Source organism: Mycobacterium sp. 012931 (assembly GCF_000419295.1).
Taxonomy (GTDB): domain Bacteria; phylum Actinomycetota; class Actinomycetes; order Mycobacteriales; family Mycobacteriaceae; genus Mycobacterium; species Mycobacterium marinum.
This window is the reverse complement of sequence record NZ_AOPX01000001.1, coordinates 157,222-184,218: the sequence shown is the minus strand read 5'-3', so window position 1 is coordinate 184,218 and position 26,997 is coordinate 157,222. Positions and strand designations below refer to the sequence as shown.

Genomic DNA, 26,997 nt, shown 5'->3' with positions numbered 1-26,997 from the left:
CGATGTCGATTTCTGAACAGGGCTTTCGCCGGTCCGGGTGTTATGTATAGCAGCATACATATGCCGAGTCCGCGCGAACGGATGGTCATTTCAGCCGTACTTCTGATTCGCGAGCGTGGTGCGCGCGCCACCGCCATCTCCGATGTGCTGCAACACAGCGGCGCACCGCGCGGGTCGGCCTACCACTACTTCCCGGGCGGACGCACTCAGTTGTTGTGTGAGGCCGTCGACTACGCCGGCGCGCATGTCGCAAAGATCATCGGTTCGGCGAACCGGAGTTTGGACCTGCTTGACACCCTCATCGATCAGTATCGTGAGCAGCTGCGCGCCAACGATTTTCGCGCTGGCTGCCCCGTCGCGGCGGTCTCGGTCGAAGCCGGCGAACCATCGGATCGGGAACGGATGGCTCCGGTGGTCGAGCACGCGGCAGCGGTGTTCGACCGCTGGTCGGATCTGATCGCGCAGCGGTTCGTCAGCGACGGCATACCCCTGGATAGCGCCCACGAGTTGGCGGTGACGGCGATGTCGACGCTGGAAGGCGCACTCCTGCTGGCTCGGGTGCGGCGTGACCTGACGCCGCTGGATGTTGTTCACCGCCAACTGCGCAGCATGCTGCTGGCGCAACGGCCGGAAGGGAATCGCAATGACCACAACTGACTGGCAGCCCACGGCCTGCATCCTGTGCGAATGCAATTGCGGCATCGTGGTACAGGTCGAGGATCGTACGTTGGCCCGCATTCGTGGCGACAAAGCGCATCCGGCGTCACGGGGGTACACCTGCAACAAGGCTTTGCGGCTGGACCACTATCAAAACAGCCGAGGCCGGCTGACGGCGCCGTTGCGGCGCCGCCCGGATGGGACCTACGAGGAGATCGACTGGGACACCGCCATTGTCGAGATCGCCGAGGGGTTCAAGCGCATCCGGGATGTGCATGGCGGCGACAAGATCTTCTACTACGGCGGAGGGGGCCAGGGCAATCACCTCGGCGGTGTCTACAGTGGCGCCTTCCTGAAAGCCCTGGGCTCCCGCTACCGGTCAAATGCGTTGGCACAGGAGAAGACCGGGGAGGCGTGGATAGACGGGAAGCTCTACGGCGGTCATACCCGTGGTGAGTTCGAACACGCCGAGGTGTCGGTGTTCATCGGGAAGAACCCCTGGATGTCGCAAAGCTTCCCCAGGGCGCGGGTGGTGCTCAACGAGATCGCCAAAGATCCCGCCCGGTCGATGATCGTCATCGACCCTGTCGTCACCGACACCGCGAAGATGGCCGACTTTCACCTGCGGGTGCACCCCGGCGCCGACGCCTGGTGCGTCGCCGCATTGGCGGCGGTTCTGGTCCAGGAAAACCTCTGTGACGAAGCATTTCTCGCCGAGCATGTGCGCGGTGTGGAAGAAGTCCGCGAGGTCTTGGCTGAGGTGCCGGTCGCCGAGTTTGCGCAGCGTTGCGGGGTCGACGAGGAGTTGCTGCGCGCGGCCGCGCGGCGCATCGGCGGCGCCGCCAGCGTCGCGGTGTTCGAGGACCTCGGCGTCCAGCAGGCACCCAACAGCACGCTGGTTTCCTACCTGAACAAGATGCTGTGGATTCTCACCGGAAATTTCGCGAAAAAGGGCGGCCAGCACCTGCATTCGTCGTTCGCCCCGCTGTTCAGCATGACCTCCGGGCGCACCCCGGTCACCGGGGCACGGATCATCGCCGGACTGGTGCCGGCAACGTGGTTCCCGAGGAGATTCTCACCGACCACCCCGACCGATTCCGCGCCATGATCGTCGAGAGCGCCAATCCCGCTCACTCCCTGGCTGATTCGGCGGCCTGCCGGCAGGCGTTCGAGGCGCTGGAACTGATGGTGGTCATCGATGTGGCGATGACCGAGACCGCCAGGCTCGCCCACTACGTGCTACCGGCCGCTTCGCAATTCGAGAAGCCCGAAGCCACCTTCTTCAACCTGGAATTCCCGCACAACGCGGTGCATCTACGGCGCCCACTGCTGGACCCGTTGCCGGGCACGTTGCCCGAACCCGAGATCTGGGCCCGGTTGGTGCGCGCCCTGGGTTTTGTCACCGACGATGATCTGCGGCCGCTGCGGGAGGCGGCGCAGCGGGGGCGTCAGGCGTACACCGAGGCGTTCCTGGTGGCGGTGGCCTCCAATCCGAGCGTGGCCAAACTGCTTCCCTATGTGCTCTACGAAACGCTGGGCCCCACCTTGCCCGACGGTATGGCCGGCGCCGCCGCGCTGTGGGGACTGGCGCAGAAGACGGCGATGACCTACCCGGATGCGGTTCGGCGGGCTGGGCACACCGACGGGAACGCGCTGTTCGACGCGATCCTCAACGGTCGCTCCGGGGTCACCTTCACCGCCCACAACTACGAGGACGACTTCGAACTCATCAATAACGACGATCACAAGATCGCACTGGGCATTCCCGAAATGCTGGACGAGATAAGGTCACTGGCCGACCTGAAGATGTCGTTGACCACCACAGAGCTGCCGATCGTGCTGTCGGTGGGCGAGCGCCGCGCCTACACCGCCAACGACATCTTCCGTGACCCGTCGTGGCGCAAACGCGACGCCGATGGCGCACTGCGTGTCAGCGTCGAGGATGCCCAGGCTCTCGGGCTTACCGACGGATGCCGGGCCCGGATCACCACCGCGGCCGGCGCCGCCGAGGCGACGGTGGAGGTCACCGAGGTGATGCTGCCCGGGCATGCCTCGCTGCCCAACGGTTTCGGCCTGGACTACGTCGACGGCGACGGCCGAACCGTTGTTCCAGGAGTCGCCCCGAACGCGCTCACCTCGACCAAATGGCGCGACCCCTACGCCGGGATGCCCTGGCACAAGCATGTGCCGGCCCGAATCGAGGCCTGCCGAGCAGACGCGTAATCGCATATCCAGCCGCGAAACCGTGCGAGTTTGTGTCTGCTCGCCGGGGTCAGGGGCTAGTTCCAGATCCTGACCCGGCTCTGCGGAGTCAGGAACAGCTCGTCGTCCTCGGCGACGTCAAACGCGTCATAGAACGCGTCCAGGTTGCGCACGACGCCATTGCACCGGAACTCCGGCGGGGAATGCGGGTCCACGGCGAGCCGCCGGATCGCCTCGGCGTCACGTGATTTGGTGCGCCACACCTGAGCCCAGCCGAAGAACACCCGTTGCACGCCGGTGAGACCGTCGATGACCGGAGCCCGCTTGCCCTGCAGCGAGAGCTGGTAGGCCAACAGGGCGATGGACAGTCCGCCCAGATCGCCGATGTTCTCACCCACGGTGAACGCGCCCTGGACATGCGGCGGGCCCTCGGAAGCCGCCAGATCCCGCGGCACGTAGGCCTCGTACTGGTCGATCAATGCCTTGGTCCGGTGTGCGAACTCGGTACGGTCGGCATCGGTCCACCAGTCGACCAGGTTGCCGTCGCCATCGTATTTGGCGCCCTGGTCGTCGAATCCGTGCCCGATCTCGTGTCCGATGACCGCGCCGATTCCCCCGTAGTTGGCGGCGTCATCGGCCTGCGCATCAAAGAACGGTGGCTGCAAAATCGCTGCCGGGAACACGATTTCGTTCATCCCGGGGTTGTAGTAGGCGTTGACGGTCTGCGGCGTCATGAACCACTCATCGTGGTCGACCGGGCCGCCGAGCTTGGCCAGCTCCCGGTCGTGGTCGACCGCGTAGCCGCGCCGGAAATTGCCGTAGAGGTCGCCGCGGTCGATCACCAACTTGGAGTAGTCGCGCCATCTGACGGGATAGCCGACCTTGGCGGTGAACTTGGCCAATTTGGTCAATGCCCGTTCGCGGGTCTGGGGGGTCATCCAGTCCAGGTCGGTGATGCTGACCCGGTAGGCCTCCCGCAGGTTGGCCACCAGCTTGTCGACGCGGTCCTTGGCATCCGGCGGGAAATGCCGTTGCACGTAGAGCTTGCCGACGGCGTCACCGGTCAGGCTCTCCACCAGCGCCACCGCCCGCTTCCAGCGGTCCCGAATCTGCTCGGCGCCGGTCAGCCTGCGGCCGTAGAACTCGAAGTCCTCGGCAACCAGGTCACTGGTCAGCCACGGAGCGCGGGCCCGGATCAACCGCCAGCGCGCCCAGCACTTCCAGTCTTCGAGGCTTTCGCTGGTCCACAGCGACGCGAAGGTCCGTAGGTAATCGGGTTGGCGCACCACCAGTTCGGCAACGGCGGCCGGGGTGGTGCCCACGGCGGTGACCCAGCCCGTCCAATCGAATCCCGACCCTTCGGTCTGCAGTTCGGCAAACGTGCGCAGGTTGTAGGTGAGTTCGGCATCGCGGCGTTTCACCACATCCCAGTGGGCCGCGGCCAGTTTGGCTTCCAGCGCCACGATGCGCGCCGCGACGTCGGCGTGGTCGGTGCTGTCGCCGCCGAACACCAGGCTGAACATCCGGGCGATGTGCCCGGGGTAGGCGGCCAGCACCGCGGCGTGGCGCTCCTCCCGAAACTAGGACTCGTCGGGCAGGCCGATGCCCGATTGGGAGAAGTGCATGAGATAGCGGGTCGAGTCCTTGGAATCGGTGTCGACGTACAGCCCGACGCCACCGCCCATCCCGGTGCGTTGCAGGGCCCCGATAGCCGCGGCCAGGGCGTCGCGATCGGCGGCGTCATCGATCGCGGTCACTTCGTCGTGCAGCGGCTGCAGGCCGACGCGCTCGACGGTCTCCTCGTCGAGGAAGCTGGCGTAGAGGTCACCGATGCGCTGCTCGTCGGTCCTGGTAGCGGCGCCCTGCTGACTGGCTTCGATGATCAGCTCGCGCACCTGCTCCTCGGCGCGGTCGAACAGGTGGCGAAATGCGCCGTCGGTCGCCCGGTCCGCGGGTATGTCGTATTCCTTCAACCAGCGACCATTGACGTGGCCGAACAAGTCGTCTTGCGGACGGGCATCAGGATCTACATGGCTCAGGTCGATACCCGAGCGAACAGCCGCATACGTCACCCCGCCATCTTTTCACCTCATTTCAAGTGCGACGATCGGGCCATGCCAGACGACGCCGCGGCCGATACCGCCAAAGACTCCGATCCGGATTCTGCAGACTCAGCGCCCGCCGCTACCGAGGGGGAGTCGTCCGGCGAAGGGATGTTCTCCAGCTATGGCGTCGGCTCGGCCTTCCTCGGCGTGCTGTCGGTGGCCGCGGTGGTGCTCGGTGTGCTGATCTGGATCGGCCACCGCGACGAAATCTCCGAGCGCGTCTACCTGACCCGTGTCATGCAGGCCGCCGCCGAATGGACGGATGTGCTGATCAACATGAACGCCGGCAACATCGACTCCAGCCTGCAGCAGCTGCACGACGGCACGGTCGGACAGCTCAACACCGACTTCGACGCGGCCGTGCAGCCCTACCGGCAGGTGGTGGAGAAGTTGCAGACACACAGCAGCGGCCGGATCGAGGCGGTGGCGATCGAAACGGTGCACCGCGATCTGGACACCCGGCCCGGTACCGCTCGGCCGGTGGTGACCACCAAGCTGCCGCTGTTTGCCAGCAGAACAGACTCGGTGCTGCTGGTGGCGACATCGGTCGCCGAGAACGCCGGCGTCAAGCCGCAGACGGTGCATTGGAGCCTGCGGGTGGAAGTCTCCGATGTCGACGGCAAGCTGTTGGTCTCCGGGCTGGCTTCGATCCGATGAGAAACGCATGGCGGCTTGCCGCATTCGACATCTTGGCCCCGCTGGTCGCGATCGCGGCGCTGGTCATGATCGGTTTCATCCTGGGCTGGCCGTGGTGGTGGATATCGGCGTGCTCGGTCCTGGTCCTGTTGGTCCTGGAAGGGGTGGCCGTCAATTTTTGGCTGTTCCGCCGCGATGCGGTCACTGTAGGCACCGACGACGAGGCGCCCGGGCTGCGCCTGGCGGTGGTCTTTTTGTGCACTGCTGCGTTGGTGGCCGCGGTGCTGACCGGATACACCCACTGGACGTCCCCCGACCGCGACTTCAACCGGGACTCGCGAAGGGTGGTCGCGATCGCCACCGGAATGGCCGAGGCGGTGGCCTCCTTCTCGCCGGGTGCGCCCAACGCGTCTGCCGACCGGGCCGCCGCGATGATGGTGCCCGAGCGGGTCGCGGAGTTCAAAGCGCAGTACGCCAAATCCAGCGCCGATCTGGTGCAACACAAGATCACCGCCCAGGCCGACACGCTGTCGGCCGGGGTTGAGGCGCTGGGGCCGTCGGCGGCCAGTGTCGCGGTGATTCTGCGGGTGACCCAGAACTCGCCCGGTCAACCGCCCAGTCAGGCCGCGCCCGCGTTGCGGGTGAGTTTGACCAAGCGCGGCAACGATTGGCTGGTGCTCGACGTGGTGCCGATCAACTCCCGCTAGCCGCGTCCTGGTCGGAGTCGGCCGCGCGGGTGTTCTTGACCCGCACGAACCGGTCGGACAGGCGACGCATCCGGATCATCAGCGAAGCCGACGGGCTCACGCTGCCGTCCAGGTAGGCGGCCAGGTCCTCGGGCGAAACGCCGATGCGGGACGCGAATTCCTGTTGGCCCAGACCCGATCGATCCATCAGCAGCTTGACGTGACGGGCGACCTCGGCGCGCTCATTGGCTTCCAGATGGGCTCGGGCCCGGTCCAGCACCTCCCACAGCGCTTTGGAGATGCCAATCGGCCGGGCTCCGCCGAGGACCTCTTCCACCTGGCGCGCGGTGCGACCGTAGGGGTCGCGCTTGAGCGCGGCGGCGATGCGCTTCCAGGTGGCGATATCGCCGCTCTGTAGCGCGGAACGGATGGCTGCCGTCGGCCAAAATTCCACCGGCTGGTCAACGAAGTGCTCGCGGTTGTCACCATCGGGGCGGTGCGGCGGCTGTACTTGCGCAGGTTTCCGCTGGTCGGTTGCCAACGTCACCTCGCCTCCTCCAACATGGCTACTGCCACCGCCAGACAGCGTTGCCGGACTTCCTCCCAGTCTGCCTTGTCATCGGGCTGGGGCCACTCAACGTCGACATCAGACGGATGCGGATCCGCAAGACGCCGAACCAGCTGGGTGGCGATCCATTGCCGCCTTGGCGGTTGACAACAGTAGTACCTGTCCATCCCCGCCAGTACGACGGCCGCGGTCTCGGGTTCCATCGCTTCGACCATGTCTGCAAGTTCGGCGTAATCCCGGCTGCTGTTACGGCTCATGATCAGGTAGCCCTTGAGACGCAACGTTTCGGCCCCGGTCGGGATCAGCAGCCGGTCCCCGGTGGGCAATTGGACGTTGGTGGTTTCCACCGGGCTGCGCCGCCGGTAGCTGGGCTCTCGCCCGCTGCCCGGGCCGGCCCGCCGCTCGGAGGCGTTGGTTTCCAGCGCGTCCAGTGCGATCGAGAGCCGCCCGCGCCACACGGTGACCGGATGGACCGGGCGCTCCGCCCACGACATCGCGCGCGCGATGCCGCTGCGGTAGGCCAGGCCGACGGCCTTTCGCGCGGCCGACTGCCCGTTGGAACCGTTCTTGGCCTCAGCGGCACCGCCCGGTCCCGCGGTGTCGGTGCCGCCGGCCAGGTTGAGGCCGTCCTTGACGAGCTCGGGAATCCGCTCCGGCCCCTTGCCGACCCGCTCACAGCCGGTGAATGCGAGGGGGTCCGCCACGCAGATGGTGTCGGGTGCCAGCTGCTTGAGCTTGGCCGCCGACTTGAGCACCATGCGCAAGTCGGCGCCAGGCGGAATCGTCGCGGCGATGTCCTCGGGAATGACCACGACGTCAGCGAGGTCGACCTCGGGCAACGGCCGGTCAAAGTCCACCGACGGCAGGATCCGGCCCAGCCATCTGGGCAACCACCAGTTCCACTGCGAGAACATCGCCATCAGGGCCGGCACCATGATCAGCCGCACGATCGTGGCGTCCACCGCGATCGCGACGGCGCAGGCGACGCCGATCTCGGCCACCAGCGGCATGCCGGCGAAGGCGAATCCGCAGAACACCGCGATCATGATCAGCGCCGCACTGGTGATGGTGCGTGCGCTGGTGCTCACGCCGTAGGCCACCGCGTCGCGGGTCCGGCCGGTGTGCAGGAAGCGTTCCCGGATTCGGGTGAGCAGGAAGATCTCGTAGTCCATGGACAGCCCGAAGGTCATCGCCAGGACCAGCGGCGGCACCGTGGAGTCGATGGAGGTCAGCTGGGGGAAGCCGAGCCGTTCCCCCCAGCCCCATTGGAACACCATGACCAGGCTGCCGTAGGCCGCCGCCACCGACAGCAAGGTCATCAGCACGCCCTTGAGCGCCAGCAGCACCGAATGGATCGAGATCAACAGCATCACGAAGGCGATCAGCGCGACGAAGGCCAGCACCAGCGGCTCGGTCGCCGACACCCGGTCATCGAAATCCTTGATCAGCGCGGTCGATCCGCCGACGTCGACTTGGGCGCCGCCGGCAGCCTGCGGTAGCTCGCTGCGCATCCAGTCGACGGTGTGGCGGGCACCCATGTCCTCGGGATCCACCGACAGCACCGCGCTCAGCAGCGCGCTGTCGTTGTCCTCGGCGAATTTCGGCGGTGCCACCGTGGTGACGTTGGGACCTTGGGCCATCCGCTGGCGGACCGCGCCGACCGTCTGGCTGTGTGCGGGCGTGGAGGCGCCGCCGTCGGGGAACTTGATCAGCACCTGGACCGGACCCAGCGCGCCCGGTCCCAGGGCCTGGGCCGCCGCGGACACCCCGGCGCGGATCTCGTGCGAGGAATCGAACTGGCGTAACAGGCTGTTGCCCAGCACCATCGACGCCGCCGGTGCCGCCATCAGCAGCAGCACGACCGAAGCCGACAACGCGGTGATCCAGGGCCGGTGCATCACCCAGCCCACCCAGCGGGTCCAGAACCGGGACTGGGTGCTTTCCGGCCGGCGCGACCAATGCAGCAGGGCCGACCTCTTGGCGGCGGCCCGGGCAAAGGTGGCCAGCACCGCGGGCGTCAGGGTGGCCGATGTCAGCATGGCGACGGCCACCGCGAGGATCGCCCCGGTGGCCATGGATCGCAGCGCCGGGGTGTTGATCAGGTAGATACCGCTGAGCGAGGCGACGACGGTCATGCCGGACAGCGCCACCGCCAGCCCGGACGTGGCCATGGCGGCGTCCACCGCCTCCTGGGGCTGACGGCCGGAGCGCAACTCCTCGCGGAAACGCATCAAGATGAACAGCGAGTAGTCGACGGCCAGCGTGATGCCGAACATCGACACCGTCGACGTCACGAACACCGACATCGTGGTGTGCATCGACAGCAGGTAGACCAGGCCCATCGTGACCACGACGGTGCAGATCCCCAGCGCCAGCGGGATGGCCGCGGCGGTCAGCGAGCCGAACACCGCCAACAAGACGATCAGGATGATGGGCAGGTTCCAGCGTTCCGCGGCGGCGATGTCGTGCTTGGTGTTCGCCGCCGCAGCGGCGCTGAGCGCACCCTGGCCGATGACGTAGAGCCGTACCCGGCCATCCGCCGTCTGTCCCGGTTTGTCGCCTTCCACGCCGACTCGCGCGCGCAGCTTCTTGGCGAGGTCGCTGGTGCCCGCGTTGCGGGCGTCCAGGCGCAGCGACACCACGTAGGGCCGATCGGGTTGCGGGGGCCGCTGGGTGGGGTCGGGCACCTCCGAGACCCCGGGAAATTCGCCGGCAATTCGTCTCAGTTGCGCGACCGCGTCGGTGATGTCCTGGTAGCTGGCATCCGGGCGCGGGGTCGCCACCAGGGCCAGCGAGGATGCCCCCTGGTCGGGGTATTGCGCCTCGAGCACATCGTGTACCCGAAGTGACTGGGACCCGGCGACCTCGAAGCCGCCACCGGTGAGATTCCCTGACTGAGTCAGCGCCAGATAGATTGCCGGGACCAGAGCCAGCATCCATCCGGTGAACACCAACCAGCGGAATCTGCGCAGGTTGCGGCTCAGGCGCATCATGAACTGCTGGATGTCGGACTCCCCGTAATTCTCACGCGACGCGTTGCTCGCGAGCCTACCGCAGACAAATGTGGAGTAGGTCCGTTTATTGGTTGCTGAGCCGCAACGATGCCGACACTGCCAGGACGCTCGGAAGACACTGTGAAGTTCACCGGGTGGCCGCAGGGCCGCGGCGCGAGTTGGCGGTGCCCGCGCCGGAGATGGCAGTATGGCTGATGTCCACGCGGGGGACTTGGGTCGATCCGAGTACCAACCCGGGACAGTCCAGACAGATCGCGACGGAATGCGTCGCTGATCGCCGCCACTGGCGTGGCAAGGGAATTCGTACGTTATGCAATCCATGAGGAGTTATCCATGAAGTCAGGCAATGCGACAAAGCGCCGCGGGCTGTTCGCCGCATTGGTCGCCGTCGGGCTGCCGGGCCTCGCGCTCGTGACGGTGGCAGAGCCGACGGCCACCGGTGCTACCGATCCATGTGCCGCCAGTGAAGTGGCCAGAACGATCGGTTCGGTCGCCAAGCAGACGGGCGATTACCTGGACTCGCATCCGGAGACCAATCAGGCGATGACCGCGGCCTTCCAGGGCTCCGCGGGCCCGCAATCGTTCGGATCGCTGAAGAGCTATCTGGAGAAGAATCCCAAAGTCGCCAGCGACCTGCAGTCGCTGTCGCAGCCGCTGACCAATCTCTCAACGCAGTGTCGGCTGCCGATCACGCTGTCGCAGGCGGTGGGGCTGGCGCAGGCGGCCCAAGATGGCGGTGCTTTGTCGGGACTACCGGCCGTTGGGCTGCCGCTGACGCCGGGGAATCTGCCCGTGGCGGCGGGCCCGCTGCCCGGGCCGGCGCCGGCGAACCGCGCCGGCTGAGCTAGCCGACGCGTCCGGGGTTGCCCTCGCACCCGCGGTCGGGGGGCGGTAGCGGACCTTGCAGGGCCGTTTCGGCCGGGTCCTCGTACAGTTCGCCCGGGATGGGGATGACGATCGCCAGATTTGGGTCGGTTGGCGGGTCGCCAGCGTCGGAATCGGCGGCCTTCTCGGTGCGGAACATGAAGAAGAACACCACCCAGCCGATCGCGGCGATGAACAACCAGCTGATCAGCCGATAGATCAGCATCGCGGAGATGGCGTTGGGCAGGGCCATGCCGCTGGATACCAAACCAGGCACCAGCACGGCCTCGACCACCAACAGTCCACCCGGCATCAACGGGATGGTGCCCACCGCGCGGGCCGCCGCATAGGCAACGGTCAACCCGGCGACCGACGCGTGGTCGCCCGCGGCGTATGCGGCGAAGCCCAGACACGCGACGTCGGCGATCCAGTTGAAAAGCGACCAGCTAAATGCCACTCCCAAATCGCGCCGGCTCAGGCTCACCGACTCGAGTTGCATGAGAATCTGACGCCACTTCTCCATGCCGGTCGCGGCCGGCCGGCCGCGGATCGAGTTGACCCACGCCAGCACCCGGCGGCCGATTCCCTCGAGCAACTCCGGACGTGAGGCCACCGCCTGGGCAAGCAGCAGCAACGCGATGAACCCGCCCAGGGTGAACAGCAGTGAGAACGGGTTGTTCTTGGCGCCCAGGAAAAAGGCACCACCCAGGCCGAGCAGTGCCAGGCCCACCGCCTGCAGCACTCCCGACATCACCAGCTGCCACGACGCCACCACCGTAGAGGCGCCCCAAATGCGTTGCTGGCGCAGCAGGAACGTGGCCGACAACACCGGACCGCCGGGGAGGGTGGTGCTCAGCGAGTTGGCGGCGTAGAACGCGGCTTCGGACCGAAGTTGGCGGACGTGCACACCCGCGGACTTCAGCAGGGTGCGCTGGATTTGCGCGAAACTGTGCATCGACGCCGCCGCGGCCACCATCGCCGCGAGCAGCCACCACCACTTGGCCTGATACATGCTCATCCAGGCTTTGGCCAGCTGGTCCCAGCCCAGCGCCACCTCGACGGCAAGCACGATCGCGACGATGCCGAGCACGGCCCACCGCAGCCACCAGTACTTGCCACGGGGTGCCTCCGTCCCGCGAGCGCGGGGCAGCGCCCCCACACGCTGGCGGAGTTTGCGGACGGGGGCGTCAAACGACATCGAATAAGGGTAACCGCGCAGGTGATGCCACGATCGCCGCACGTCACTGACCGTGTCTGCCTCGTTCTGGGGTCGTGACCGGATCGTGGTGGCGGTGGCAGCCCGAAGCGCCGCGGGCGCCCGCGATCAGCTCGGGGGAATTTGCGGGAGAGCCGGGTCCGGCGCCCGGTTAGGCTTGCCGGATGTCGGCGAGCCTCGACGATGCCTCGGTAGCCCCGCTGGTCCGCAAGACGGCGGCCTGGTCGTGGCGCTTACTTGTCATCCTGGCCGCTCTGGTGGCCCTCTTGCTGGTGATCAAGAAGCTCGAAATCATTGTCGTGCCGGTGCTGCTGGCGCTGATGCTCAGCGCATTGCTGGTGCCGGTGGTGGACTGGCTGGACGCCAGGGGGCTGCCACGTGGTGCCGCGGTGTCGCTGGTCTTGCTGGGCGGGTTTTCCATCCTCGGCGGCATCCTGACGTTCGTCATCAGCCAGTTCATCGTTGGTCTGCCCGATCTGGCCTACCAGGTGGAGCACAGCATCGACTCCAGCCGCAAATGGCTGATCGAGGGGCCGCCGCACCTGCGCCGTGAACAGATAGACAACGCGGGCAACGCCGCGATCGAAGCGCTGCACAACAACCAGGCGAAGTTGACCAGCGGCGCGATCTCCACCGCGGCCACCATCACCGAACTGCTGACCGCCGCGGTGCTGGTGTTGTTCACGCTGATTTTTTTCCTCTACGGCGGCCGCAACATTTGGCAGTACGTCGCCAAGATCATCCCGGCCCATGTCCGTGACCGCGCGATGGCGGCCGGACGCGCGGGCTATGGGTCACTGATCGGGTATGTGCGGGCCACCTTCCTGGTGGCCCTGACCGACGCGGCCGGCGTGGGGACAGGGTTGGCGGTTATGGGTGTTCCGCTCGCCCTGCCGCTGGCCTCCATCGTGTTCCTGGGCGCGTTCATCCCGCTGATCGGTGCGTTGATCTCCGGCTTGCTGGCGGTGGTGGTTGCCTTGCTGGCCAAGGGGCTGGTGTATGCCCTGCTCACACTGGCCTTGCTGATTGCCGTCAATCAACTCGAGGCGCATTTGCTTCAGCCCTTGGTCATGGGCCGCGCGGTCTCGATTCACCCGCTGGGTGTGGTGCTGGCCATTTCCACCGGCGGCGTGCTGGCCGGGATCGTCGGTGCTTTGCTGGCGGTCCCCACCGTCGCATTCCTCAACAATGCGATGCGGGTGTTGTTGGCCGAGGATCCGATCGCGGAAGCGCAGCAGCAGGACCAGGATCCGCTGGCCCTCATCGCGGCGCAACCCGACGAGCCCGACGAGGGTACTGAGGCCGAAGCCGGCGCTGACCAAACTCGCGCTTAGGCGGTCGCGTAGAACCGCTGGCCGTACCCGCAGCGCCCGGTTGCGGGCGCCGGGGCGTTGCTACAGGCGTCCCTCACGACGCAGCAGATCCTGGGCGCTGAGCCCGCCGGCCCCGCCCGCTCCGCGGCGGCGTGGCCGCGGATTCTCGCCGCCGTCTGGTTGCCCACCGCGCGCATTCAGCTGCTCGGTGGCGGCCTCCGTGTCGGTCCCTTCCGGGCGCTGGATCGGTAGCGCGGCCGTTGGATCGGCCGGGTCGCCGCCGGTGTCGCTGGAACGGTTTGTCGGAATCTGCATGGCTCGCGTCTGACCGGCGGATGGCGCCGGCGGCGGGGCCGGTGCGGGAGGCGCCGGCGTGGTGGGCCGGGTCTGCGCCGGTGGAGCCGGATTGCTGGATCCGCGAGCGGGTGGCGCCCCCGGTGCCGTGAGCCGGGTGGTCGGGGGGTCGCTTGGCTGGCTGGCCCTGGTCTGGATCTCTTTGGTGCCGGCGCTGGACGGACCGCTCTGGGCCGACCCGAGCTCAGTTCGCGCGGGCCCGCCCGAACGGGACGGCCGAGCCGCCTCGGGGGCCGACGGGTGGGTGGGGTCATGCGGTGCGCGGGCCGTGGCCGCGGCCAGGGCGGCCTTGACGGGTGGGCGGGCGCTGCCGTTGTTGGCCGGGCGCTTCCGCTCGTCGGGCAACTGGATCTCGCCGAGCCCGATGCGGGTCTGCAGGCGGCGCATCCAGCGCGGCGCCCACCAACAATCATCGCCGAGCAATTTCATCACCGACGGCACCAGGAACATCCGGACCACGGTCGCATCCAGCAGCAACGCCGCCACCAGCCCGAACGCCAGATACTTCATCATCACCAGGTCGGAGAACACGAACGAGCCGGCGACCACGGCGAGCACCAGTGCGGCCGCGGTGATGAGGCGACCGGTGGTTGCCGTGCCGATCCGGATCGCCTCCTGAGTCGACATGCCGTTTTCGCGCGCCTCGACCATGCGGGATACCAAGAACACCTCATAGTCGGTGGCGAGGCCGTATCCGACCGCCACCACCAGCGCGATGACGGGCGCGGTCAGCGGGGTGGCGGTGAAGTTCAGTACGCTCGACCCGTGTCCGTCGACGAAGATCCAGGTCAGGATGCCCATCGTGGACCCGAGCGTCAGCGCGCTCATCACCGCCGCCTTGATTGGCAGCACCACCGAACCGAACGCCAGGAACATCAACAGCGTGGTGGTCGTGAGCAGGATGACCAGCATCGCCGGCATGTTCTCGAACAGGCTGTGAATCGAATCCTGTTCCAGCGCCGGGGTCCCGCCGACAAATATCTCGAGGCCCTTGGGAGGTGTGATCGCGCGTAGCTCCGCGAGTTTGGTGGGCGCGTCACCCGGGTTGATCAACCCGTTCTGTAGGACCCGGACCGACGGATCCTTGGATCCACCGGGCGCATAGCTGCGCTCCTGCCACATACTGTCCGCGTCGTTGTCCTGGTCGATGAACCCGCTGATCGACATCGCCTTGCTGCGAATATCGGCAATCTGCTGGTCGGTGACCGGCTGATTGTTGGTCGATTTGATCACCAGGGTCAGCGGATTGGTGCGGTATCCCGGGAAGAGTTGGTCGAAGTGTTCCTGCGACTGGCGCACCGCATTGTTGGGTGGCAGATACTTCTCGCTCATGCCGCCCAGCGACAGGTTGAACAGCGGGATGACCAGCAGGATCATGCCGAGGACGATCGGGATGGCGAACACCAGCGGGCGGCGCATCACCCGGTTGGTGAGGTTGCCCCAGAAGCCGGCCTCGACCTCTTCGCGGGTCTTGGTCTTCTGCAGCCGGTCGGCCAGCCAGTTCAGGTAGGCCCGCGACACCTTCCAGTTCCGCAGGAACGGCACCCGGAACGCGGTCCGGACGCCGAGCGCGTCGACGTGCCTGCCCAGCACGCCCAGGCACGCGGGCAGCAGTGTGATCGACAGCAGGGCGGCCAGGCCGACCGCGGCTAGCAGGGCGTAGGTCAGCGATTTCACGAAGCCCTGGGGCAACATCAGCAGGCTCGCCCCCGAGGCCATGATCAGGACCGCGGAAAAGGCCACCGTGCGCCCGGCCGTCATCACCGTTCGGCGTACCGCCGTCTCGGTGTCATAGCCTTCGGCGATCTCTTCTCGGAACCGGCTGACCACGAACAGCCCGTAGTCCACCGCGATACCCAGACCGATCAGGGAGACGACGGGTTGGGCGAAGAAGTGCACCGGCCCGAACACCGCCACCAGCCGCAGGATGCCCAGGGCGCCCGCGATGCTCAGCCCGCCCACCATCACCGGGAGGCAGGCCGCCACCGCGCCACCGAAGACCAGGAACAGCACCACGGCCACCAACGGCAGGGCCAGCACTTCCATCCGGCGCTGGTCGGTGGCGATGGTGCCGGTCAACCCCTCGGCCACCGGCTCGAGGCCGGCGAGCTGGACCGTGCCGCCGTCGAGCTTCTGCAGCGACGGCGCGATGTCCTTGTAGTTGTTGAGGATGGTGTCGTCGTCGTCGCCCTTGAGTGGGATGGAGACGAACGTGTACTTCTTGTCATCGGTGGCCATGCCCTTGATGACCGGGCTGGTGCTGTCCGGTGCCCTGAGGTAGCCGGCCCAACCCAGCACCTGATCAGGGTGGTCTTTCACAAACTGGTTCAGCTGGTCGGTGATTTTCTTCGACCACGCCGGGTCATTGACGGTTTTGCCGTCCGGGGCCTTGAAGACCGCGACGATGTGGCCGGTTCGGTCGCGGCCGTAGACCTCGTCGCCAAGGATCGAGGCCGTCACAGATTGACTGCCCTCGTCGTAGAAACCACTCTGCGTGACGTGCTTACCCAGGCTCAGCCCGAAGACGCCGCCGCCGAGGCATAGTGCCACCGTGACACCGATTACGATGAATCGGTAGCGGTACACAGTTCGACCCCACCAGGCGAACACGTGAGCTCCTTACTGGATCGTTAACGACCCGCGCATTGCTCTGCTTTGCTTCGCAGCGCTTTTCGATTGTCGGTGAGACGTGGCCTTTTCACACACACGAGATTCTCACGCCCGCGAGTTCAGCAGCGAGGACAGCGGCCGGAACGGCTGCAGCCAAGCTCCCTGCTCAGGCAGCGAATCGAGGCCGATTCGCGGGAGCGGCTCGCGGAAAACACCAGCAATGTCCTCCAGGTCGACAAACTCTAAGGTATCCGACGCTAGCGCCCAACTGGCGTGTTCACGAAATCCGAGCACCTGAACAGGGGTTCCGGCTCGCGAAATCTTTTCCAGCGGCTGCCGGAATGCCTGGCCATCCGCGGAGGCAACTACCAGCGCCGCGAGTCCCTCCCGGTACCGCTGATCGATGTGCTCGAGCATGTCACGGTCGACGTCGCTGTCCTCGTCGATCTTGGGCTTGGCGAAGACCGCGAATCCGACGTTGCGTAGCGCGTCCACCCATGGGCGAACCACTTCGGCGCTCCCGGGCGCGATATTGGTGAAGACGGTTGCTTCGGGTTCGACCCTGACGTCCGGGCCGTCCGGTGCCGTGGCGGACACCTGCGTCGTGCGGGCCAACAACCAGCGCCCGAGTGCGTCGAACCGGGGTCTTTCCAGCGCAGTCGGCCGTCGCCCGAGGATGGAACCCAGCCCCATGTCCAGGTTCGGGGCATCCCACACCAACAGGACCCGGCCCGCCGGCGCCGCGGAGCCGGACAGGCCGTCGCGCGACAAATCTCCGGCCACCATCGGCGGCTCCGCCACAGGATCGGACCCTTGTGTGGTCACATCTTCGGTCAGGCTCATTTGCTCATCTAATTTCAGGTTTCCCTATCGGCCACGTCTAACGCTGCTTTTTCCATATCAACTCGTTAATGCTGCTGCCCGCGTTATGGGCTTTCATCTCGTACTTGGTGGTCGGACGGACCACCGAGACGGGAAGCGAATCGACGCCCGGATCCACTCGTGCCAGCGCTGGCTCGGCATCGCCGGCGGCGATGATGTGCTCGGCGTAGCCGGGATGGTCGGTTGCCGCGTGAAAAACACCTCCAGGGAGTAGCCGGTCGGCGATCAGGGCAACCGTGCTGGGCTGTATCAGCCGGCGCTTGTGATGGCGCGCCTTGGGCCAGGGATCGGGGAAGAAGACGCGCACTCCGGTCAAGGATTCCGGGGCGATCAGATCGCGCAGCACGTCGATCCCGTTACCGCGGATCAACCGGATGTTGATTCGCTGCAGGTCCGCCCGGTCGATCGCGCAGAGCAGTTGCGCCAGCCCCCGGCGATAGACCTCCACCGCGATCACATCGACGTTGGGCTCGGCCTGCGCCATCGCCAGCGTCGAGGTGCCGCTGCCGCAGCCGATTTCCAGCACCACCGGTGCCTCCCGGCCGAACCAGGCCCGGGCGTCGATGGGGTCGATGGGCTCATGGCCGCGTGCCGATGGCTGGGAGTGTGCCGTTGCCTGCCGGCCCAGCTGCGGCCATCGCCGCTCCCAGGTCTGCTGCTGGATGCTCGACAGTGCCGAATGGCGCGAACGAAAGGCGGTCGGGGGAAGATAGCCCCACGCGCTCTTCTCGGCCTCTGGCTCGTCCGCCGGGCCTGACCCCGTGCCGGTCGAAGACGACGTGTCGGACTGGAGCCCCACCCCGGGCTGGACATGCATTGGTCCATCGTGGCGCATGAAGCCCGGCCGTAGCCGCTCCTGGTCCAGATTGATACCCAACAGTTGTCTTCGGGTGGTAGCGGCCGGCACATCTCTAACTAGTTGTGACTCGCGCCGTCGCGCCGCAACTGTCACCATGCGAGTGGCCGCGAGGAGGATGCCATGGGGGTGATGGTTGCGATGCAGACGGGGCATCAAGCTTTTGTCGATGAGCTCACCTGTCTCGCCGCCAGCACCGCTGACCAGCGTATTCGCGCGATCGCGGAGCGGGCCGCGCGACCTTTACGGGTGGCCGTGCGGGGACGACGCGGGGTCGGCCGCAACACGCTGGCGCGGGCATTGGACGGCGCGGGAAGCGCAGCGGGGCTGGCTGCGACGTCCGGCGGCGACCCCGCCGACGTGGTGGTCTACGCCCTTGCCGAAGTGGTCAAGCCCGAGGATCGCGCAGGGATCGCCGTGCTCGAGCCGACCGAGCGTCCGGTGCTTGCGGTCCTGACCATGGCCGACAAGACCGATGTCGTCGGATTCGCGGGTGCCGGGCCGATGGCCGGGGCGCTGCAGCGGTGCGAGCTCTTGTCGACGCTGGCCGGCGTGCCGGTGGAGCCGATCAGCGCACTGTTGGCAGTGGCCGCGCTCGACGATCTCGATGAGCGGTCCTGGTGCGCCTTGCGCGCGCTGGCCGCCCATCCAGCGGCCGGTGCCGCCCTCGATGGCTCCCATGCCGGCTTTCTGTCCGCGGATCTTGGGGTGCCCACCGGGCAACGGCTGCGATTGCTGGAGTCACTCGATCTGTTCGGGGTCGCGATCGCCATCGAAGCGTTGCGGCGCGGTGCGGCCCGGACGCAGGTACGGGCGTTGTTGCGCAAGATCAGCGGAATCGATGCCGTCGTCGCGAACGCGGTCGCCGCCGGTGCCGGTGTGCGCTACGGCCGGGTACTCGAGGCAGTCGCCGCACTCGAGGTCCTGGCCGTGGCGGACGAGCAAGTCAGCGAGTTCCTGGCCGGTGAGGCCGCCGTGCTGGCCCGCATGTCGGCCGCCCTGGATGCGGCGTCCACGTGGGGGCTCGACCCCTTTGGTGCGGCCGTGCCCCCTGACGATCCGGGCGCCCAGCTGCAGCGGGCGCTGCGCTGGCGGCGCCACCGGTCTCAGCGCGGCCCCGCCGCTGAGAGCCCGGACAGTGACCTACGGCGTTGGTGCGGTGCCGACATCGTCAGGGGATCGCTGCGGCTCTGGTCCCGGGCCGCGGGATCGCTGGCGTGCGCGGGTCCGCCGGAGGGCGGGCGGCCGCGGTGATCGGCAGCGCCCACCACGAGGCGGTGGCCCGGGTTGACGAGCTGGTCCTAGCGATCGGGCCGAAGCTGGGTGCGCCGTCGATCAACCGGCGCGATGTGGTGCTGGTGACCGGTCCGTGGCTGGCCGGGACGGGCAGTGTGATCACGGCATTGCGGCGGCGGTTGCCACAGCACAGATTTGTTGAATCGCCGCGGCTGGGAGCCGGTGCTGTGCCGACAGTGGTGGTGTTCGTGGTGTCCGCGGCGACTCCGATGACCGAATCCGACTGCGCATTGCTGGATGCCGCCGCCGGTCACACCGATGTGGTGATCGCCGCGGTGACGAAGATCGACCTGCACCGCACCTGGCGGGAGGTGCTGGCGGCGAACCGCGCCAAGCTCGCCGCCCACGCGCCGCGCTACGGCGCGGTGCCCTGGGTGGGCGTCGCCGCCGCGCCACAGCTGGGCCCACCGGGAGTGGACGACCTGGTGGCGACCGTGCGAACCGAGCTGGCGGCCCCCGATATCGCCCGGCGCAACAGGCTGCGCGCCTGGCACGCCGGGCTGCTGCTGGCCGGGCAGCGCTTCAACCGCGACGCCGCGGGTGCCGGCAGGCGGGCGCGCGTGGACGGATTGCGGGAAGAGCGCGGCTCTGTCCTGCAGCGGCGGCGTCAGGACCGGACCGGGCGCACCATCGCGCTGCGCGGTCAGATCCAGCAGGCGCGGGTCCAGTTGTGCTATTTCGCGCGCAGCCGCTGTGCGTCGGTGCGCACCGAACTGCAGGAGGACATCGCGGGGCTGGCCCGGCGGCGGCTGGCCGATTTCCAGAGCTATGCCCGGGGCCGGATCGACGAGATTGTCACCGAGGTGGGCGATGGCATCACCGCCCAGCTTGTCGACGTCTCGCGAGAGATGAGTTTGCCGGTGGACTTCCCGCCTGCCGACCCGCTGCCGGCCGTTGCGATGCCCGCCCCGCCGTTGGCGTCGCGGCGGCTGGAAACGCGGTTGATGATGGTCTTGGGTGTCGGTTTTGGACTCGGTGTGGCGCTCACGCTGAGCCGGCTGCTGGCCGGGTTGGCTCCGGGCCTGGATCTGGGGCTGACCCTGGCCGGAATCCTCGGGTGTGTCGTGGTGGGCCTGGCCGTGGCCCTATGGGTGGTGCGCACCCGTGCCCTGCTCGCCGACCGTGCGGTGTTGGAACGCTGGACCGCTGACGTGTTGTCGTCGCTGGGCTGCACGCTGGAGCAACTGGTCGCCAGCCGGGTGCTTGCCGCCGAAACACTGTTGGCCACCGCACTCTGGGGCAGCGACGAGGCCGCGAACGCGCGGGCGGCCGCGCAGGTCAGCGCCATCGACAGCGAGTTGCGTGAGCATGCCAGGGCGGCGGCTCGTGCCGCCGCGCGACGCGACCGCGAGATGCCGACAATCCGGGCCGCGCTCGAGGCGGTGTGTGCGGAACTGGGCGAATCGGGTACATCATCGGGTACCGCTACGCCGTGAACCGCCACGGCCGGTGGTGGGGCCGGGCTTCCGCGACATTCTGAGGCAAATGGCCGCGATTTCGGGAGTTAGTGAGGCTTTCTGAATCGGTCTTGTGAGGAGGCTTATACCCGCCCACGGCTTCCCCCACAAGTGATGCGCGATAACCTGTATGAAAGCACTACCGGGTCGAAAGTCGTGCCGGCAAAAGCTTGAGCAGACCTATCGCATCCCAAGAAGTCGATGGCAAGTAAGTAAACCAAAGAACCGAAGTAACAGAATCCAGGAGAGTTCGATGACCTCAGCGACCATCCCCGGTCTGGACACCGCGCCGACTAATCGCCAGGGGCTGCTGTCCTGGGTGCAGGAGGTCGCCGAACTGACCCAGCCCGACCGGGTTGTTTTCGCTGACGGTTCCGACGAGGAGTTTCATCGGCTCTCCGCGCAACTGGTCGACGCCGGTACCTTCACCCGGCTCAACGACGAGAAATTCCCGAACTCCTACCTAGCTTTGTCTGATCCCTCCGACGTCGCGCGGGTGGAATCACGCACCTTCATCTGTTCCGAGCGCGAGATCGACGCCGGCCCCACCAACAACTGGATGGACCCGAGCGAGATGCGCACGCTCATGACCGACCTGTACCGCGGTTGCATGCGTGGCCGCACCATGTACGTGGTGCCGTTCTGCATGGGTCCGCTGGGTGCGGAGGACCCCAAGCTTGGGGTGGAGATCACCGACTCCGAATACGTCGTGGTTTCGATGAAGGTGATGACCCGCATGGGCACCGCCGCGCTGGAGAAGATGGGTCAGGACGGCTTTTTCGTCAAGGCACTGCACTCGGTCGGCGCGCCGCTGGAAGACGGTCATGCGGACGTGCCGTGGCCCTGCAGCGACACCAAGTACATCACCCACTTCCCCGAGACCCGGGAAATCTGGAGCTACGGCTCCGGCTACGGCGGTAACGCGCTGCTGGGCAAGAAGTGCTACTCACTGCGGATCGCCTCGGCGATGGCTCGTGACGAGGGCTGGCTGGCCGAGCACATGCTGATCCTCAAGCTGATTTCGCCCGAGAACAAGGCGTACTACATTGCGGCGGCGTTCCCGTCGGCCTGCGGCAAGACCAACCTGGCGATGCTGCAGCCCACCATCCCGGGCTGGCGCGCCGAAACCCTCGGCGACGACATCGCCTGGATGCGGTTCGGCAAGGACGGCCGCTTGTACGCGGTGAACCCGGAGTTCGGTTTCTTCGGGGTGGCCCCGGGCACCAACTGGAAGTCCAACCCCAACGCCATGCGCACCATCGCCGCGGGCAACACGGTGTTCACCAACGTCGCGCTGACCGACGACGGCGAGGTCTGGTGGGAAGGTCTGGAGGGCGACCCCCAGCACCTGGTCGACTGGAAGGGCAACGAATGGTACTTCCGCGAGACCGAGACCGAGACCGAGACCGAGACCGAGACCACGGCCGCGCACCCGAACTCGCGGTACTGCACCCCGATGTCGCAATGCCCGATCCTGGCCCCCGAGTGGGATGACCCCCAGGGCGTGCCGATTTCGGCCATCCTGTTCGGCGGCCGCCGCAAGACCACCGTTCCGTTGGTCACCCAGGCACGCGATTGGCAGCACGGTGTGTTCATCGGCGCCACCCTGGGCAGCGAGCAGACCGCCGCCGCCGAGGGCAAGGTCGGCAACGTGCGGCGCGACCCCATGGCCATGCTGCCGTTCATGGGCTACAACGTCGGCGACTACGTCCAGCACTGGATCGACATCGGCAAGAACTCCGACGAGTCCAAGTTGCCGCAGGTCTTCTTCGTCAACTGGTTCCGTCGTGGCGAAGACCACCGCTTCCTGTGGCCCGGCTTCGGCGAGAACAGCCGCGTGATGAAGTGGATCGTCGATCGCATCGAGCACAAGGCCGGCGGTAAGACCACACCGATCGGTACCGTTCCCACCGTCGAGGACCTGGACCTGGAGGGGCTGGACGCCAACCCCGCCGACGTGAGTGAAGCGCTCGCGGTCAACGCCCAAGAGTGGCGCGAAGAGCTCCCTCTTATCGAGGAGTGGTTGCAGTTCATCGGTGAGAAGCTGCCGACCGGCATCAAGGACGAGTTCGACGCGCTCAAGGAGCGGCTGCGCGACGCCGAATGACGTCGCAGCATGCAGATTCGCCAGCACGTCGGGGCGGATAAGCCTGCAGTCATTCTGCATCCGTCGGGGACGGTAGTCAGTTTCGACGAACTGGAAGCGCGGGCCAACCGGCTGGCGCATCGGTTTCGCCGCGCGGGACTGCGCGAGGGCGACGCCGTGGCCATCCTGATGGAAAACAACGAGCACATCCACGCGGTCATGTGGGCGGCTCGACGTAGCGGGTTGTATTACGTACCCATCAATACCCATCTGACCGCGGCCGAAGCCGCCTACATCATCGAGAACAGCGGTGCCAAGGCCATCGTCGGTTCGGCGGCGCTGCGCGATACCTGTGCCGGTCTGGGCGAACATCTTCGGGCGGGCCCGCCCGAGCTGCTGATCCTGGCCGGGCCCGAAGGCTGCCTGACCGGCTGGGAGCCCTATCCGCAATGCGTGGCCGATCAACCCGACACTGCGATCGACGACGAGCTCGAGGGTGACCTGCTGCAGTATTCGTCGGGAACCACCGGACGGCCCAAGGGAATCAAGCGCGAACTACTCCACGTTGCCCCGGATGCTGCGCCCGGGATGATGTTGGCCCTGGTTGGCTATTGGATGGACGCCGACTCGATCTATCTGAGCCCGGCGCCGCTCTATCACACCGCGCCGTCGGTGTGGTCGATGAGTGCGCAGGCCGGCGGAATCACCACGGTCGTGCTGGAGAAGTTCGACCCCGAGGGGGCGCTCGAGGCGATCCAGCGCCACCGGGTAACGCACGCACAGTTTGTGCCGGCCATGTTCACTCGGATGCTGAAACTTCCTGAGAGCATTCGTAATTCGTATGACGTATCCAGTCTGAAGCGAGTCATGCACGCCGCCGCCCCGTGTCCTGTTGAGATCAAGAAACAGATGATGGACTGGTGGGGGCCGATCATCGACGAGTACTACGCCTCTTCGGAGGCGATCGGCTCGACATTGATCACCGCCGAAGACTGGCTCGAGCACCCGGGTTCGGTCGGCAAACCCATGCAAGGTGGCGTGCACATCCTCGGCGCCGACGGCGTCGAGCTGCCGCCGGGCCAGGCCGGCGAAATCTACTTCGAAGGCGGCTATTCCTTCGAGTACCTCAACGATCCGTCGAAAACCGCCGCCTCCCGCGACAAGCATGGTTGGGTGACGGTGGGCGACGTCGGCTACCTGGATGACCAGGGGTACCTGTTCCTGACCGATCGCCGCCACCACATGATCATCTCCGGCGGGGTCAACATCTACCCGCAGGAAGCCGAAAACATCTTGGTGTCCCATCCCAAGGTCATGGATGCGGCGGTGTTCGGCGTACCCGACGACGAGATGGGCCAGCGCGTGATGGCCGTCGTGCAGACCGTCGACCCGACCGATGCGACCAGCCAGTTCGGTGACGAACTCATGGAATGGCTGCGAGATCGTCAGTCGCACTTCAAGTGTCCGCGATCGGTTGCCTTCGAGGCGCAGCTGCCCCGCACCGACACCGGCAAGCTCTACAAGAACGGACTGATCGAAAAGTATTCGGGATAACCATGTTCGGTGTGGTTGACCTCTCACGTGCCCCGGATGCCACCCGTGCCGCAGGCGAAATCTCGGCTCCGGGGGTGACCGTGGCGCACGGCTGGGCCAGCGAGCTCGCCGAAGCCGAACCATGTTTGAGTGCCGCAACTTTCACCTTGGCCGAAGGCCCGTGTGCCGACCGCAGGGTGATCACCGTGGAGTCGGTGTCACAGACTCTGGCCGAGCTAAGGCAGCGGTGCCAACGGTGGCCGCAGGCCAGCGCCGTCTGCGACGACGTGCTGCGCACGATAGATCCCGATGGCCCGACACTGGCCGGCGTGCTGACCGAATCGCTGGCCTATTCGACATTGCAGGCCGGGCCGGAGTTCGCTCGCTGGCTCGACGAACGCGGACCCGCTGACCTGCCCGACATCGCCGATCCCGTGCAGACCGAGCGCGACGATGACACCCTGAGAATCAGATTCAATCGGCCCCAACGGCACAACGCATTTTCCGGCGATGCGCGGGCCGCGCTGCTGGAAGCGCTGACCGTAGCCCAGCTGGACCCCTCGGTGAGCGGGATCGTGTTGAGCGGCAACGGTCCATCGTTCTGTAGTGGCGGCGATCTGGCCGAGTTCGGTACCTTCGCCGATCCCGCCAGCGCTGATCTGGCGCGCACCAGGCACAGCCCGGCGCTGGCGCTGGCTGCGCTCACCGCCCGGCTGGGCCGGGCCTGTCGCGCCGAAGTGCATGGCCGGGTGCTGGGTAGTGGCCTGGAAATGGCCGCGTTCTGTGGGTGGGTGCAGGCGCATCCGGATTCGGTATTCGGCCTACCGGAACTGAGTCTGGGACTGATCCCCGGTGCCGGCGGCACCGTCAGCGTGACGCGTCGAATCGGACGCTGGCGCACCGCATATCTGGTGCTTTCCGGGCGAACCATTGACGCCGGCACCGCACGGGACTGGGGGTTGGTCGACTCGATCGCGGTCACCGGCGACTAGCCCACCAAAGGTGGCTGCCGCCTAGCCGTGTTGATCAGAAGTCGGAATACGTGGTGATGGTGGAGGGAGTGTTGTGGTCCACCGAAACCGCCACCAGGATAAGGGCGATGTAAATCACCGCAAAGGCCACCGCGACCACCACTCCGCCGATTGCGCTGATGATGGCCCACTTCTTGGCGCTGGCGGAGGCGGCCTGCGCCTCGGCGTAGCGCCCTTGCGCCCACAAGCCGGAAACCTTGGAGGAGTAGACGATCGAGACGATCCCAAGGGGCAGGCAACAAAACAGCGTGGTCAAGATCGCCCAGATGAGGTAATTGTCCGGCTCCGGTGCGTAGCCCGGCTGCTGGGCCGGCCAGCCGGGTTGCGGTGGCTGCCAGCCCGGCTGCTGACTCTGCGACTCTGGGGAACCTCCGCAGGGCCCTGGCGGATAACTCATGGCGGCTGCCTTCCCTCGGGTTACCTGTGGTCCAACAGTGTTGTGCCGCGCCGCTTTGCTGGTGGGCGAAGTCAGGCAGCAAATATACCGCACGGGCGCTGCGGTGCATCAAGCTGACTGTCTGCCCGTTGGTTGTCCACCGTTATTGCCCTCCGTATTGACCCTCGGTTCGACAGCCTGCCAGCATGTGGCGTTGTGCATACTGGGTACATGGGCATCCGTGAGGGCGGGCCCTACTTTGACGACTTGTCCGTGGGTCAGGTGTTCGACTGGGCGCCGGCGTTGACCCTGTCGGCCGGCCTGGCGGCCGCCCATCAGGCGATTCTGGGGGACCGGCTGCGGCTGGCCCTGGACAGCAGCCTGTGTGGCGCGGTAACCGGCGCACCGGCGGCGCTGGCGCATCCGGGGTTGGTGTGCAACGCGGCGATCGGGCAGTCCACCCTGGTCACCCAGCGGGTCAAAGCCAACCTGTTCTACCGCGGGCTGACCTTTCATCGGTACCCGCTGATCGGAGACACCATCTACACCCGCACCGAGGTTGTGGCGCTCCGGGCCAACACGGCCAAGCCGGGCCGGGCGCCGACCGGAATGGCCGCGCTGCGGATGACCACCATCGACCAGGCCGATCGGCTGGTGCTCGACTTCTATCGCTGCGCGATGCTGCCGGCCAGCGCGGACTGGGATCCCGCCGGCGCCGCCGACGACGACCTGTCGGGCATCGGCGCCGACGCGAAGCCACCCGCGATCGATCCGACGGCGCACTGGGATGCCGAGGCCTACCGCACCCGGGTCCCGGGGCCCCATTTTGACGCCGGCATTGCGGGCAAGGTCATGCACAGCACCGGAGATCTGGTCAGCAGCGCGCCCGAGCTCGCCCGACTCACGCTCAACATTGCTGCCACACATCATGATTCGCGGGTGGCTGGGCAGCGGCTGGTCTACGGCGGGCACACCATCGGCCTGGCCTTGGCGCAGGCGAGCCGACTGATGCCCAACCTGGTCACGGTGCTGGGGTGGGAGCACTGCGACCACACCGGGCCGGTACGGGAGGGCGACACCCTCTACAGCGAGTTGCACGTCGAGTCGGCGGAGCCGACCGCCAACGGGGGCGTGCTTGGCCTGCGTTCGCTGGTCTACGCCGTCGGCGACTCGGAGCCCGACCGCCAGGTGCTGGACTGGCGGTTCACCGCACTGCAGTACTAGCTGAACTCCCGGGCTTGTTTACCGGCGATTC

The 26,997-nt window shown here is 66.8% G+C and carries 18 protein-coding genes and 2 pseudogenes; 12 read left to right on the top strand and 8 right to left on the bottom strand.

The genetic code is table 11. From position 1 onward, the window contains the following. Positions 1-60 precede the first annotated feature (60 nt). Together MMSP_RS00785 and MMSP_RS00780 are read left to right on the top strand one after the other, a co-directional pair. Positions 61-657 (top strand): TetR/AcrR family transcriptional regulator, encoded by a 597-nt coding sequence (locus tag MMSP_RS00785; protein ID WP_036425897.1) that lies wholly within the window; start codon positions 61-63, stop codon positions 655-657. Beyond that, positions 644-2,880: pseudogene (locus MMSP_RS00780) on the top strand (molybdopterin-dependent oxidoreductase). Before MMSP_RS00785 ends, MMSP_RS00780 begins: the two are co-directional and overlap by 14 nt. Before the next feature lie 56 nt (positions 2,881-2,936). Here MMSP_RS00780 and MMSP_RS00775 read toward each other — a convergent pair. Further along, positions 2,937-4,931, bottom strand: a pseudogene (locus tag MMSP_RS00775) (M13 family metallopeptidase). A gap of 42 nt (positions 4,932-4,973) precedes the next feature. Between MMSP_RS00775 and MMSP_RS00770 the strand changes: the two are divergent. After that, on the top strand, positions 4,974-5,621 hold the full coding sequence (locus tag MMSP_RS00770) for a hypothetical protein (RefSeq protein ID WP_020785063.1): 648 nt from the start codon (positions 4,974-4,976) through the stop codon (positions 5,619-5,621). Then, on the top strand, positions 5,618-6,307 hold the full coding sequence (locus MMSP_RS00765) for a hypothetical protein (RefSeq protein ID WP_011739302.1): 690 nt from the start codon (positions 5,618-5,620) through the stop codon (positions 6,305-6,307). The genes MMSP_RS00770 and MMSP_RS00765 overlap by 4 nt, the downstream gene beginning before the upstream one ends. Here MMSP_RS00765 and MMSP_RS00760 read toward each other — a convergent pair. Both MMSP_RS00760 and MMSP_RS00755 read right to left on the bottom strand, forming a co-directional pair. Then, the gene (locus MMSP_RS00760) at positions 6,294-6,833 is read right to left on the bottom strand and encodes a helix-turn-helix transcriptional regulator (RefSeq protein WP_012392417.1); all 540 of its coding nucleotides are present in this window, start codon (positions 6,831-6,833) and stop codon (positions 6,294-6,296) included. The two genes, MMSP_RS00765 and MMSP_RS00760, sit on opposite strands and share 14 nt — an antisense overlap. Then, complete coding sequence (locus tag MMSP_RS00755) at positions 6,830-9,847, bottom strand: efflux RND transporter permease subunit (protein ID WP_020785062.1); 3,018 nt, start codon at positions 9,845-9,847, stop codon at positions 6,830-6,832. The genes MMSP_RS00760 and MMSP_RS00755 overlap by 4 nt, the downstream gene beginning before the upstream one ends. Before the next feature lie 354 nt (positions 9,848-10,201). On the opposite strand from MMSP_RS00755, the gene MMSP_RS00750 reads away from it, so the two are divergent. Next, on the top strand, positions 10,202-10,711 hold the full coding sequence (locus MMSP_RS00750) for a hemophore (RefSeq protein WP_012392419.1): 510 nt from the start codon (positions 10,202-10,204) through the stop codon (positions 10,709-10,711). 1 nt (position 10,712) lies between these two features. Here the strand turns inward: MMSP_RS00750 and MMSP_RS00745 are convergent, their stop codons facing one another. Further along, positions 10,713-11,930 (bottom strand): TIGR00374 family protein, encoded by a 1,218-nt coding sequence (locus tag MMSP_RS00745; RefSeq protein WP_015354199.1) that lies wholly within the window; start codon positions 11,928-11,930, stop codon positions 10,713-10,715. 182 nt (positions 11,931-12,112) lie between these two features. On the opposite strand from MMSP_RS00745, the gene MMSP_RS00740 reads away from it, so the two are divergent. Beyond that, complete coding sequence (locus MMSP_RS00740; protein WP_015354200.1) at positions 12,113-13,282, top strand: AI-2E family transporter; 1,170 nt, start codon at positions 12,113-12,115, stop codon at positions 13,280-13,282. 60 nt (positions 13,283-13,342) lie between these two features. Here MMSP_RS00740 and MMSP_RS00735 read toward each other — a convergent pair whose 3' ends face one another. The 3 genes from MMSP_RS00735 to trmB all read right to left on the bottom strand — a co-directional run bounded on the left by MMSP_RS00735 (position 13,343) and on the right by trmB (position 17,942). Continuing rightward, positions 13,343-16,225 (bottom strand): MMPL family transporter, encoded by a 2,883-nt coding sequence (locus tag MMSP_RS00735; RefSeq protein WP_036425893.1) that lies wholly within the window; start codon positions 16,223-16,225, stop codon positions 13,343-13,345. A gap of 105 nt (positions 16,226-16,330) precedes the next feature. Further along, complete coding sequence (locus MMSP_RS00730) at positions 16,331-17,068, bottom strand: NYN domain-containing protein (RefSeq protein WP_012392422.1); 738 nt, start codon at positions 17,066-17,068, stop codon at positions 16,331-16,333. 37 nt (positions 17,069-17,105) lie between these two features. Continuing rightward, positions 17,106-17,942, bottom strand: a complete 837-nt coding sequence (gene trmB / locus MMSP_RS00725; RefSeq protein ID WP_174524075.1) for a tRNA (guanosine(46)-N7)-methyltransferase TrmB — start codon at positions 17,940-17,942, stop codon at positions 17,106-17,108. Between the two features lie 144 nt (positions 17,943-18,086). Here trmB and MMSP_RS00720 point away from each other — a divergent pair, with 144 nt between their 5' ends. The 5 genes from MMSP_RS00720 to MMSP_RS00700 all read left to right on the top strand — a co-directional run bounded on the left by MMSP_RS00720 (position 18,087) and on the right by MMSP_RS00700 (position 25,327). Beyond that, positions 18,087-19,217, top strand: coding sequence for a hypothetical protein (locus tag MMSP_RS00720; protein WP_020785058.1), 1,131 nt, complete (start codon positions 18,087-18,089; stop codon positions 19,215-19,217). Further along, complete coding sequence (locus MMSP_RS00715; protein WP_369797342.1) at positions 19,217-20,695, top strand: hypothetical protein; 1,479 nt, start codon at positions 19,217-19,219, stop codon at positions 20,693-20,695. The genes MMSP_RS00720 and MMSP_RS00715 overlap by 1 nt, the downstream gene beginning before the upstream one ends. 274 nt (positions 20,696-20,969) lie before the next feature. After that, on the top strand, positions 20,970-22,823 hold the full coding sequence (locus MMSP_RS00710; protein WP_020785056.1) for a phosphoenolpyruvate carboxykinase (GTP): 1,854 nt from the start codon (positions 20,970-20,972) through the stop codon (positions 22,821-22,823). 9 nt (positions 22,824-22,832) lie between these two features. Continuing rightward, positions 22,833-24,356 carry a fatty-acid--CoA ligase FadD4 gene (gene fadD4, locus MMSP_RS00705; protein WP_020785055.1) on the top strand — a complete coding sequence of 508 codons (1,524 nt, stop codon included), beginning with the start codon at positions 22,833-22,835 and terminating at the stop codon, positions 24,354-24,356. Between the two features lie 2 nt (positions 24,357-24,358). Further along, positions 24,359-25,327, top strand: coding sequence for an enoyl-CoA hydratase/isomerase family protein (locus MMSP_RS00700; protein WP_020785054.1), 969 nt, complete (start codon positions 24,359-24,361; stop codon positions 25,325-25,327). Between the two features lie 34 nt (positions 25,328-25,361). Here MMSP_RS00700 and MMSP_RS00695 read toward each other — a convergent pair whose 3' ends face one another. Continuing rightward, positions 25,362-25,763, bottom strand: coding sequence for a CD225/dispanin family protein (locus MMSP_RS00695; RefSeq protein ID WP_020785053.1), 402 nt, complete (start codon positions 25,761-25,763; stop codon positions 25,362-25,364). Positions 25,764-25,958: 195 nt separating this feature from the next. Between MMSP_RS00695 and MMSP_RS00690 the strand changes: the two genes are divergently transcribed. Next, positions 25,959-26,966 (top strand): MaoC family dehydratase, encoded by a 1,008-nt coding sequence (locus tag MMSP_RS00690; protein WP_012392431.1) that lies wholly within the window; start codon positions 25,959-25,961, stop codon positions 26,964-26,966. The last annotated feature ends 31 nt before the right edge of the window (positions 26,967-26,997 follow it).

Excerpts from the sequence above, each read along its gene's own strand:
- MMSP_RS00740 (WP_015354200.1), top strand. The coding sequence starts at position 12,113 with ATGTCGGCGAGCCTCGACGATGCCTCGGTAGCCCCGCTGGTCCGCAAG.
- MMSP_RS00745 (WP_015354199.1), bottom strand. The coding sequence starts at position 11,930 with ATGTCGTTTGACGCCCCCGTCCGCAAACTCCGCCAGCGTGTGGGGGCG.
- MMSP_RS00765 (WP_011739302.1), top strand. The coding sequence starts at position 5,618 with ATGAGAAACGCATGGCGGCTTGCCGCATTCGACATCTTGGCCCCGCTG.
- MMSP_RS00750 (WP_012392419.1), top strand. The coding sequence starts at position 10,202 with ATGAAGTCAGGCAATGCGACAAAGCGCCGCGGGCTGTTCGCCGCATTG.
- MMSP_RS00720 (WP_020785058.1), top strand. The coding sequence starts at position 18,087 with ATGGGGGTGATGGTTGCGATGCAGACGGGGCATCAAGCTTTTGTCGAT.
- fadD4 (WP_020785055.1), top strand. The coding sequence starts at position 22,833 with ATGCAGATTCGCCAGCACGTCGGGGCGGATAAGCCTGCAGTCATTCTG.
- trmB (WP_174524075.1), bottom strand. The coding sequence starts at position 17,942 with ATGCGCCACGATGGACCAATGCATGTCCAGCCCGGGGTGGGGCTCCAG.
- MMSP_RS00755 (WP_020785062.1), bottom strand. The coding sequence starts at position 9,847 with ATGATGCGCCTGAGCCGCAACCTGCGCAGATTCCGCTGGTTGGTGTTC.
- MMSP_RS00770 (WP_020785063.1), top strand. The coding sequence starts at position 4,974 with ATGCCAGACGACGCCGCGGCCGATACCGCCAAAGACTCCGATCCGGAT.
- MMSP_RS00710 (WP_020785056.1), top strand. The coding sequence starts at position 20,970 with ATGACCTCAGCGACCATCCCCGGTCTGGACACCGCGCCGACTAATCGC.
- MMSP_RS00700 (WP_020785054.1), top strand. The coding sequence starts at position 24,359 with ATGTTCGGTGTGGTTGACCTCTCACGTGCCCCGGATGCCACCCGTGCC.
- MMSP_RS00730 (WP_012392422.1), bottom strand. The coding sequence starts at position 17,068 with ATGAGCCTGACCGAAGATGTGACCACACAAGGGTCCGATCCTGTGGCG.
- MMSP_RS00695 (WP_020785053.1), bottom strand. The coding sequence starts at position 25,763 with ATGAGTTATCCGCCAGGGCCCTGCGGAGGTTCCCCAGAGTCGCAGAGT.
- MMSP_RS00785 (WP_036425897.1), top strand. The coding sequence starts at position 61 with ATGCCGAGTCCGCGCGAACGGATGGTCATTTCAGCCGTACTTCTGATT.